This is a genomic window from Microbulbifer sp. TB1203, assembly GCF_030997045.1.
Taxonomy (GTDB): Bacteria; Pseudomonadota; Gammaproteobacteria; order Pseudomonadales; family Cellvibrionaceae; genus Microbulbifer.
On record NZ_CP116899.1, the window covers coordinates 2,986,223 to 2,995,000 of the forward strand.

Below are 8,778 nucleotides of genomic sequence, written 5' to 3' on the forward strand. Positions count from 1 at the left end.
CATCATTCCGCATTCAGAAGTCTCTCCCGGCGCAGGGCGCGGGCGCCGAAGGCAATGGCGACAGCCACCAGCAGCAGGCAGGCCAGGGACCCCGCCAATACCCAGCCCACGGACACCGATTCGCCCACCAACAGCGCCTTCAGCCACTGCTGCTGCGCCACCAGGGGCACCAGTTGCCAGTAATTGTCCGTCAGATCGATCCTGGCCGCATCCAGTACCATCAGCAGTGTCACCGGGGCTATCTGCAGAATGCTCAGTTGGGTCTGCGCGTCCTTGAAGGAACTGGAACGCAGTGCCAGCAGTATCTGCACCACCGCCACCAGCAGCGCCAGGGGCAACAGCAGCAGGCCCATGGCCAGCACGCCGCCGGTGGTGGTGGCCTGCTGGATACCCAGCTCCGCCAACGGCATCACCGGCATCAGCGCCACCAGCGCGGCGATGGCCAGCAGCGAGCCCAGCCAGCCCAGGCTGGCGACCGCCAGGGTCTTGGCGGCGATCACCTGCCAGGCCGGCAGCGGTTGCAACAGTAGTGTCTCCAGGCTGAGGCGCTCGCGCTCACCGGCGGAGGTGTCCACCGAGGTGGCGAGGCTGGCCACGAACAGGGTCAGGATCAGCAGGCCCGGCACCATCGCCAGAATCAGGGCGCCGCGGCTGGAGGGAGTGCTCACATCGCGCATCTGCAGCTGCCAGGGTGCCAGCAGTTGCGGCGCCACGCCGCGGGCAGTGAGCCGCTGGCTCACCACCAGTTGTTGCAGGCTATTGAGGCGCTCCTGCAAGTGATGCTCGGCGCGCCCGGCACCGGTCGCGGAGCTGTCCACATACAGGTACAGCGGCGGCGCGCGAAAATCCCGATAGTCGCGGGCAAAATTGTCCGGGAGTTGCAGCACCAGATCATAGCCGTCGTTCAACAACTGCTGCGGACTCCCCTCCGCTACAGCCTCCACCTCCAGGTTGGGCCCGCGCAGCTGCCGCTCCAGCAGTGGTGCATTCTCCGCTCCCAGCAGCGCCAGGCGGCTGGTCTCCTCCGTGTTCTTTTTCACCACGAAGATGGTGACCCCGGCCAGCAACACCGGGAACATCAGCGAGAAACAGATCGCCATCCACAGCGCCCGGCGGTCCCGCCAGGTCTCCAGGAATTCCTTGAGCAGTAGCGGAGCCATCTGGGGGCTGAATCGTCTTTTTTCCATCAGGCCGGCTCCCTCTCTTGCCGTCGCCCCGTATCGCCATAGGCTAACGCGACAAAGCTGTCCTCCAGGTTGTCGCAGCCGGTGTGCTGCGCCAGTTCCCGCGGCGAACCGCTGCCGACGATCCGACCGCCGGCCATCACCAGCACCCGGTCGGAGAGTTCCGCCACCTCGGACATCACATGGCTGGAAAACAGTATGGTGGTGCCCGCGGTGCGGAGGCGCAGCAGTGTTCTGCGCAACAGGCGGGCGGCGAGCACATCCAGGCCCCGCGTGGGTTCATCCAGGATCAGGTGCCGGGGCCGGTGTACCAGCGCCCGCGCCAGGGAGACTTTCATGCGTTCCCCTTGGGAAAAGCCCCGGGTGCGCCGGTGCCACAGGTCCCCCAGTTCCAGTTCACTGCGGATGGAATCCAGCGCCTCGCGCAATGCATCTCCGGACAGTCCTTGCATACGCGCGAACAGGGACAGGTACTCCGCCACCGTGAGCCGCTCGTAGAGCCCCTCGCGGTCCCCCACCACACCCAACTGGCGACGCGCCGCCATGGGATCGCGGGCCACATCGATATCGCCCAGCAGTACCCGCCCGGAGTCCGCCCGCAAGAGTCCGGTGATAATCCGCAGGCAGGTGGTCTTGCCGGCGCCGTTGGCGCCGAGCAGTGCGGTGATCTGTCCGTCCGGCACGGAAAAACCCAAATTGTGCAGCACCGGCCGCCCGGCAAACTGCTTGTGTACGGATTCCACGTCGATCACTGTGCCGCCCCTCCCATATCCAGCGCCGGACCGAAGGCATCGGCCATAAACGGCGGCCGCCGTATTTCCGCTACGCAGCTGTCGTCGAGCGGTTGGCCGGGACTGTCGAGGAAGCGCGCGATCAGTTCGGGAATACAGCCGCGGGGGGAATTGATATGACCGCCACCGGCGACGACCAGGTGCTGTTTGCGGGACAGGTAGTCCAACTGCCGCTCGGCGTAGACCGGCGGGGTGATCGGGTCCGCGTCTCCGGAAATCAACAGTACCGGCTGATCCCTGGGTTCCGGCGCGCCGTAGGGCTTGGGCTGTACCGGCCAGACCTCGCAACCGGATTTGAACAGATCGAAGAAGGCTGTACCGAGAAAAGTATCCGCGCTGTCTGCAGCCACTTCCTCCCTGCTGATACGGTTCAGTTCCTCAGCACAAGCCACGGAAAAGGTGAGTCCCATGGCCATGGAATCAGTCCTGCTGGCGAACAATCCGGCGATGCCGGAGAGAGGCCGGTAGTTGCCAAAGCGGGTCTGGTCTATCGCGTAGGGCAGCTGTGCGGCCGCCTTCGGATCATAGAGTGCCGTGCGGATGGCGTTGGCAAGGGCCCAGCGGGCAAGGGGCTGTTCTGACGGCGCGCCGGTCAGCGGGTCCGGGAAGTTCGCGGCCCGCTCGTCGTCCCACTGGGAAAGCAGCTGATCCAGTTGCCGGCGCCAGTCGCCGAAGCGAGCGCACACCACATCCTCCACGCAATCCCGCTCCAGTTGCCGCAACGCATTTTCGGCGGCGCCAGCGGTGAGGAACACTTTGGTATCGATGGGTGCGACTGCATCCAGCACCAAAGCACTCAGGGATTCCGGGTGCCATTGCTGGTAGAGCAGTGCGGTGCGCGTTCCCCAGGAGCCGCCCCAAAGCGCGATGCGCCCGTGGCCGAGGAAGTGGCGCACCTGCTCCAGGTCCGCCACCGTCTGGCGGCTGTTCAGGGTTTCGGCGTAATCCGCCTTGTGCAGGTAGCACTGCGCCAACTGCCGGGAAAAGGTTTCCAGATCCGCGGGCATTTCGCTTCCGAAACCGCAGCGGAAGGCGCCGGAACGACCGGCGCCGCGGCGATCCACCATGACGATGGCGCGCTCGCGGTTGATCCTGCGAAAGGCGTTCAGCAGCGGCGCCAGGTCGCTGGCCGCCTGACCTGGCCCGCCGGCGAGCAGATACAGGGGCTCGCGGCCGCTGCCGTTGACCGCCGGTGCCACCATCACCGCCAGGTTTTCCGGTCCATCGCCGTCGAGGGGAACCCGGTAACAGCGCAACGGATCTCCCCAGCCGTCCAGATAGCAGGTATCTGAAGATGGCTGGCCCTGTGCGACCGCTGTGCCCGACAGCCCCGTCGCCACCGTCAATGCCGCCGCCAACAGCAGCCGTCGCCTCCTAACCACTGCACTGGCCTCTCTCTTGCCGCAAACAGTGCGCCAGTCTACCGGATTTTGCCCACCCTGCGACCACCGGAGGGCGGCGGTCCGATAGCATTAGCGCGGTAGAGCGCACAGTGGTAAGGTTTCGACTTGCAATCCCTCTTTTCCTGCGCCCATGAGCTTTTCAGATCGAGAAAAACAACTAATTCGCGCTGCCTTCGCCTGGGGCCAGATCACCCATAAAGAAGGTTATACCCTGTCGGACCTGGAGATAGACAAATCCGTTCTATTCCGCCGGCTGCTCGCCGGGCGTCCACCGCTGGCTTTCCCCCCGCCACTGCGCCACGGTTTTCCCTGGTATGAAGTGATTGAGGGGCGCGGCGAACATGTGGTGAATGCCTCGGAGGCCTCCCCGGAGTGCAGCATTATCGCTCCCGGCAGCAAACCCGGAGACACCTGCATCCTGATCGATGGCGCCTTCTGGCGCGTGGCGGAAACTGTCCGCGAGCGGGAGGAGTACATCGTTGAATGGGGGGAGTACCCCATCCAGTGGCGGCTGAGAAAACACTGGGAAGTGAATTACGAGATGACCCAGCAGTTGCACAGCTTCCGCAAGGAAAACCCCAATGCGGAGGTTCACTTCGACAGCCGCCCCGGTCATAAGGAGTACAGCGAATTCCGCGTCGACGACGAACAGACGGTATGGCTGAGCGAATGGCAGTTGAGCCGCATCGGCCTGTCCGGCTGGGTCTGGGTTGGCGTGCCGGTTGACGCCCCCTCTTCCCCCCGGCTCACGCCACTGTTCCAGGACCAGCAGGGTCCCCTGGTCATCGGCGAAGCCGACAAGAAGCGCGGTGCCGGCTGGCTGCGTATAGAGCAGGCCGAAGGCGAGTTTCGCTTTATCAAGCTGGGCGACAAGCTGGAGTACCAGTCGCTGATCCCCACTGCGGTCACCCAGTTTGAAACCCTGCTGCATGGAATCCAGGGCGAGGAACTGGAAGTCATGGACTGGCGCGACGACAAGCCGCTGCGTCACTACTCGGTTCCCACTCAACTGGCTCCGCTGGAGCAGTTCGACCTGGGCGATGAGAACTACAACCTGGTGCCGGACAACGCTTACGCGGGCTGAGCGGTACGGGAATCAATCCACGTCGCGCCCGCGGGCGGCGCGCAACAGGCGAAACCAGGCCTCTCGCGGCAACTCCCTGCCCAGCGCGGCAACACCGTTGCGCAGGCGGGAGACCCTGCCGCTGCCGAGTACCGGAGCCATATTGCTCGGGTGCTTGAGCAGCCAGGCCAGGGCGAGTTGCTGGGGCTCCATATCCAGCTCCCGGGACAACTCCTCCAGGCAGGCCTGCACCCGACGCGCCGCTTCCCCGCCACCGGTAAACAGCTCCCCACCAGCGAAAGGCGACCAGGCCATGGGGATAATCCTCTCCCGCTGGCAATAATCCAATTGTCCATCGAACAGGGGCGCACTGTGCAATAGCGATACCTCTATCTGGTTGACCAACAGCGGCGTCGACAACCGCGATTGCAACAGCTGCACCTGGTGTGGAAGGAAATTGGATACCCCCACTGCGCGGACCTTTCCGCCGGACACCAGCCCGTCCAGTGTCTCCGCCAATTCATCCGCATCCATCAGCGGGTCGGGGCGGTGAATCAGCAACAAATCCAGCTGCTCAATCCGCATATTTTCCAGGCTCGACTCCACCGCCGCGGTTACATGGGTACCGCTGCTGTCGTAGTGATTGAGAGCGTAATTGTTATTGTCGCTCATCAACTTGATACCGCACTTGGAAACTATCTCCATCTTCCCGCGCAATTCGGGCTTTAGTTTCAGGGCATCGCCAAACAGCCGCTCACAGCGGTAGTCACCGTAAATATCTGCAAGATCAAAAGTCGTAACACCGAGTTCGAGCAGTTGCTCCAGCAGTTCCAGTGTCTGCTGAGATGTGTATTTCCAGTCCGCAAGACGCCAGAGACCCATGGCTATCCGGGACAGGGAAAAGCTTCGGTCGAGGGGGGATTGGATACGCTGCATAGAAATCAACTTATTGCGGTTGGGGGAATCCTCAATTGTAAGACTTTGCGTTGTAACTGCCAGGGGCTGCACCATCCTCGATAACGATCGAACTCCGTGTATGGAAAAGCATGTCTTTTGCCACGGCACCGGTGTTACTAACAGAATACATGGATAGAGTTGTGTATAAGTATGGGATATCACCCCTGAGCCGCGCGGTTGTGCCGCCGCGCTTGGATGCGCAAAAAAACACCATTGGGAATCTATACATTTGTTCGGGAAATCGAGGTTGATCGCGGCCATGGGCCGCTCCTACAGGGAGGGAGTGAGATTATTTTGTAGGAGCGGCGGGGCGGCCATCCGCCCAATGGCCGCGATCGATCTTTGAATCAGCCACTGCGTAGCTACCGGCGCCCTGTAGGAGCGGCCGTTGGCCGCGATCGGTGTTGGATTCGTGGCTTTGGGATTGCAGTCCGCATACGGTGGGGGAGAGGCTGTTAACTTCTGCCTCGCCATCCCTGGCGCGGCTTCTAAGTGTTCGATCCTGCCCCGGCCCGGCCATCCCTGGCCGGTCGCCCTAGAGCGCGCGAAGCTGCGCTTCGCAAACGCGCTCTGGGGCCCTACTCTGATCGCGGCACATCCCTGTGCCGCGCCCCTACAGGCGCCTGCGGCGTCCAAATCGGCTTTCCTGCCGATTTGTCACGATGTTCGGCAGTAGGCGTTTGTGCAATCTGTAAATAAAAAAAGGGCCACCCGCTTGGGTGGCCCTTTTTTTATTTAGAAGCCTGACGATGACCTACTCTCACATGGGGAGACCCCACACTACCATCGGCGATGCTGCGTTTCACTACTGAGTTCGGCATGGGATCAGGTGGTTCCACAGCTCTATGGTCGTCAGGCAAACTGGCTTGGGTTGGCTTGGTCTTATGAGCGGTTGCTCTGCACTGCCGTCTGACTGTCCGTTTGCCGCTGATTTTCCAGCGTTACAGTCAACCCAAATAAGTCGGTAAAACAATCTGTAGTAATACACCGCAAGGCCGCTCTTTCAAGCGTCGTCTGCGCGTCTCTCTGACTTCACAATCCCGCTTCACTTCGAGCCTCAACTTTAAGTTTTCACTCAAGTCTTCACTCTCCGCTCAGCAGTCGTCAGTAACCATCTCTGTTGTATGGTCAAGCCGCACGGGCAATTAGTACTGGTTAGCTCAACGCCTCACAACGCTTCCACACCCAGCCTATCAACCTGGTAGTCTTCCAGGGCCCTTCAGGGGACTCGAAGTCCCAGGGAGATCTTATCTTGAAGGAGGCTTCCCGCTTAGATGCTTTCAGCGGTTATCCCGTCCGAACATAGCTACCGGGCAATGCCACTGGCGTGACAACCCGAACACCAGAGGTTCGTTCACTCCGGTCCTCTCGTACTAGGAGCAACTCTTCTCAAATCTCCAACGCCCACGGCAGATAGGGACCGAACTGTCTCACGACGTTCTAAACCCAGCTCGCGTACCACTTTAAATGGCGAACAGCCATACCCTTGGGACCGGCTTCAGCCCCAGGATGTGATGAGCCGACATCGAGGTGCCAAACACCGCCGTCGATGTGAACTCTTGGGCGGTATCAGCCTGTTATCCCCGGAGTACCTTTTATCCGTTGAGCGATGGCCCTTCCATACAGAACCACCGGATCACTATGACCTACTTTCGTACCTGCTCGACATGTCTGTCTCGCAGTCAAGCGCACTTATACCATTATGCTCATTGCATGATTTCCGACCATGCTGAGTGCACCTTCGTACTCCTCCGTTACTCTTTGGGAGGAGACCGCCCCAGTCAAACTACCCACCATACACTGTCCCCGATCCGGATTACGGACCTGGGTTAGAACCTCAAACATGCCAGGGTGGTATTTCAAGGATGGCTCCACGAGAACTGGCGTCCTCGCTTCAAAGCCTCCCACCTATCCTACACAAGCAGGCTCAAAGTTCAGTGCAAAGCTGTAGTAAAGGTTCACGGGGTCTTTCCGTCTAGCCGCGGGTACACTGCATCTTAACAGCGATTTCAATTTCACTGAGTCTCTGGTGGAGACAGCGTGGCCATCGTTACGCCATTCGTGCAGGTCGGAACTTACCCGACAAGGAATTTCGCTACCTTAGGACCGTTATAGTTACGGCCGCCGTTTACCGGGGCTTCGATCAAGAGCTTCGCCGAAGCTAACCCCATCAATTAACCTTCCGGCACCGGGCAGGCGTCACACCCTATACGTCCACTTACGTGTTTGCAGAGTGCTATGTTTTTAATAAACAGTCGCAGCCACCTGGTCACTTCGACCGGCCTCAGCTTAGGGAGCAAGTCCCATCACCAAAACCGGCGTACCTTCTCCCGAAGTTACGGTACCATTTTGCCTAGTTCCTTCACCAGAGTTCTCTCAAGCGCCTTGGTATTCTCTACCTGACCACCTGTGTCGGTTTCGAGTACGGTTCTCTATTGCCTGAAGCTTAGAAGTTTTTCCTGGAAGCAGGGCATCAACCACTTCACTTACCGAAGTAAGCTTCGTCGTCAGTTCTCAGCCTTAGGGACCCGGATTTGCCTAAGTCCCCAGCCTACTACCTTAAACACGGACAACCAATCGCCGTGCTGGCCTAGCCTTCTCCGTCACTCCATCGCAGCAATAGCGAGTACAGGAATGTTAACCTGTTTCCCATCGACTACGGCTTTCGCCCTCGCCTTAGGGGCCGACTAACCCTGTCCCGATTAGCGTTGGACAGGAACCCTTGGTCTTCCGGCGGGGAGGTTTTTCACCTCCCTTGTCGTTACTCATGTCAGCATTCGCACTTCTGATACCTCCAGCAGACCTCTCGATCCACCTTCAACGGCTTACAGAACGCTCCTCTACCATGCCTGCATCTCACTTAAATCCACTCTTTGCGTCCCCACCTTCTCACGCAGTCCGACTCAACGTTCGGAGGCGCTTGATCGTCGCTACACGACGCTAACCGATGGAAGTAGTAAAGAGTTGCCCTCTTTGGAACAAATCCGAATGGATTTAAGAGAGATGCAGGCATCCGCAGCTTCGGTTACCAGTTTGAGCCCCGGTATATCTTCCGCGCGGGCCGACTCGACTAGTGAGCTATTACGCTTTCTTTAAAAGATGGCTGCTTCTAAGCCAACTTCCTAGCTGTCTGGGCCTTCCCACATCGTTTCCCACTTAACTGGTATTTGGGACCTTAGCTGGCGGTCTGGGTTGTTTCCCTTTCCACGACGGACGTTAGCACCCGCCGTGTGTCTCCCGCGATTGCACTCCTCGGTATTCGGAGTTTGCATGGGGTTGGTAAGTCGGGATGACCCCCTAGCCCAAACAGTGCTCTACCCCCGAGGGTGAGACGCGAGGCGCTACCTAAATAGCTTTCGAGGAGAACCAGCTATCTCCCG

The 8,778-nt window shown here is 60.0% G+C and carries 5 protein-coding genes and 2 rRNA genes (1 of these 7 running past the window's edge); 1 reads left to right on the forward strand and 6 read right to left on the reverse strand.

Going from position 1 to position 8,778, the window contains the following annotated elements; all coding sequences use genetic code 11:
- Positions 1-2: 2 nt before the first annotated feature.
- The 3 genes from PP263_RS12575 to PP263_RS12585 are packed head-to-tail and all read right to left on the reverse strand — an operon-like array spanning position 3 to position 3,357.
- Entirely contained in the window at positions 3-1,187 is a 1,185-nt protein-coding gene (locus PP263_RS12575; protein WP_308363847.1) for an ABC transporter permease, read from the reverse strand.
- Positions 1,187-1,936 carry an ATP-binding cassette domain-containing protein gene (locus PP263_RS12580; RefSeq protein ID WP_308363848.1) on the reverse strand — a complete coding sequence of 250 codons (750 nt, stop codon included), beginning with the start codon at positions 1,934-1,936 and terminating at the stop codon, positions 1,187-1,189. Before PP263_RS12580 ends, PP263_RS12575 begins: the two co-directional genes overlap by 1 nt.
- Positions 1,933-3,357, reverse strand: a complete 1,425-nt coding sequence (locus PP263_RS12585; protein ID WP_308363849.1) for an alpha/beta fold hydrolase — start codon at positions 3,355-3,357, stop codon at positions 1,933-1,935. Before PP263_RS12585 ends, PP263_RS12580 begins: the two co-directional genes overlap by 4 nt.
- A 151-nt stretch (positions 3,358-3,508) precedes the next feature.
- Here PP263_RS12585 and PP263_RS12590 point away from each other — a divergent pair, with 151 nt between their 5' ends.
- Entirely contained in the window at positions 3,509-4,462 is a 954-nt protein-coding gene (locus tag PP263_RS12590) for a hypothetical protein (protein ID WP_308363850.1), read from the forward strand.
- A gap of 12 nt (positions 4,463-4,474) precedes the next feature.
- Here PP263_RS12590 and PP263_RS12595 read toward each other — a convergent pair whose 3' ends face one another.
- From PP263_RS12595 to PP263_RS12605, 3 genes are all read right to left on the reverse strand, one after another.
- Positions 4,475-5,377 (reverse strand): aldo/keto reductase, encoded by a 903-nt coding sequence (locus PP263_RS12595; protein ID WP_308363851.1) that lies wholly within the window; start codon positions 5,375-5,377, stop codon positions 4,475-4,477.
- A gap of 762 nt (positions 5,378-6,139) precedes the next feature.
- Positions 6,140-6,255, reverse strand: a 5S ribosomal RNA gene (gene rrf / locus PP263_RS12600).
- Positions 6,256-6,522: 267 nt separating this feature from the next.
- A 23S ribosomal RNA gene (locus PP263_RS12605) occupies positions 6,523-8,778 on the reverse strand (it continues 778 nt past the right edge of the window).

Coding starts and splice junctions, on each gene's coding strand:
- PP263_RS12575 (WP_308363847.1), bottom strand. CDS start 1,187: ATGGAAAAAAGACGATTCAGCCCCCAGATGGCTCCGCTACTGCTCAAG.
- PP263_RS12590 (WP_308363850.1), top strand. CDS start 3,509: ATGAGCTTTTCAGATCGAGAAAAACAACTAATTCGCGCTGCCTTCGCC.
- PP263_RS12595 (WP_308363851.1), bottom strand. CDS start 5,377: ATGCAGCGTATCCAATCCCCCCTCGACCGAAGCTTTTCCCTGTCCCGG.